The organism is Pseudomonas sp. CM25 (genome assembly GCF_013179705.1).
In the GTDB taxonomy this organism is placed as follows: domain Bacteria; phylum Pseudomonadota; class Gammaproteobacteria; order Pseudomonadales; family Pseudomonadaceae; genus Aquipseudomonas.
In genome coordinates this window covers 1-1,095 of record NZ_JABMCW010000667.1, presented here as the reverse complement: position 1 = coordinate 1,095, position 1,095 = coordinate 1, and the positions used below count along the sequence as shown (strand labels likewise).

Annotated in this window: 2 protein-coding genes; one reads left to right on the top strand and one right to left on the bottom strand. The window is 54.1% G+C overall.

Going from position 1 to position 1,095, the window contains the following annotated elements; genetic code table 11:
• Positions 1 to 653: XRE family transcriptional regulator (locus HP546_RS30530; RefSeq protein ID WP_172233691.1), on the bottom strand; the 653-nt coding region annotated here is incomplete at its 3' end.
• A gap of 102 nt (positions 654 to 755) precedes the next feature.
• On the opposite strand from HP546_RS30530, the gene HP546_RS30525 reads away from it, so the two are divergent.
• Positions 756 to 977, top strand: coding sequence for a helix-turn-helix domain-containing protein (locus HP546_RS30525; protein ID WP_110159927.1), 222 nt, complete (start codon positions 756 to 758; stop codon positions 975 to 977).
• Positions 978 to 1,095 lie beyond the last annotated feature (118 nt).

The window sequence follows — 1,095 nt, the reverse complement described above, 5'->3', positions numbered from 1 at the left end:
TCACGGATGCTGATGTCAACGACCAAGGGATCGCGGCTCTTGATGGTCGGTGCCATGGACTGACCAACACCCGTTATGAGCTTCAGATGGAAATGCTCTTTGAACTCTACGCCCATCTCTCGTAGGTGAGTGGGGCTCACGCGGATGTCCTGCAGCATTTCAGGGAAGTCGTGAGCTACCTCACCATCTCCCATAGCCCCGCGTACGTCGTAGTGAGCGATCCACACTTCGTCCCCAACCTGTCCCGGGCGAGAAAAGTCGACGGCAATGACATTGGAAGCGGCTTGCTCGGCAGACTTCTCCTCAATGGCTTCGGCGATTTTCTGTCGAGCATCCAGAGAAAGGCCCTTGCCATGCTTTGCGAGCATCTGCTTAACGATCTCGGCAGTAGACAGGTTTTTGCGATCTCGGGCTTCAGGCTCGGCCTCGCCTAAAGGCTCGTAGCCTCGCAACTGATCTGTGGTGATTCCAAAAAAATCGGCAAGAGGTCGCACCTGCTTATCAGTCGGCTCTTTGATCCCTTTTGGGCCTTGCGGCTTGAGAATTCGGGAAATGGTCGACTGCCCGACGCTAGTCCGGCTCGACAGCTCAATCTGGGTGATGCCGTCTCTGGCCATCAGTTGAGCAAGGATTTTATCTATCGATTTATGCATAGGTGCAATGCTGCCTCCCAGCAGTGCATAGAGCAATACAGCGGATCGTTGACACATATGCACTGGTGCATGATGATGTGCATATCTACAAAGGAGGCAGCCATGAGTGCTACCGATCTTCCGAAAAAACTGGATGCATTGCTTGGCTCTGGCATGACCTACAAGGCCATTGCAGGGCGTGCCAAATGCGACATATCGACAGTCTTCCGCATTCGCAATGGGCAGATCAGCAACCCGAGCTACTTAGCCGGTACAGCGATAGACCAAATGCACGCTGAGCTGACCGAGAGTGGCAAGCACAGCCCAAAAAAATCCGTCGCCTAACCCATTCCAACCGCAAGGAGCAGTCCCCGTTAGGCCTGTGAAAGCGGAAGCCTGGAGCGGTTTAGGTCTCGACTGGTCGTGAGTGAATTATCCGCTAGCTGGCATTGCGCCAGTAGAT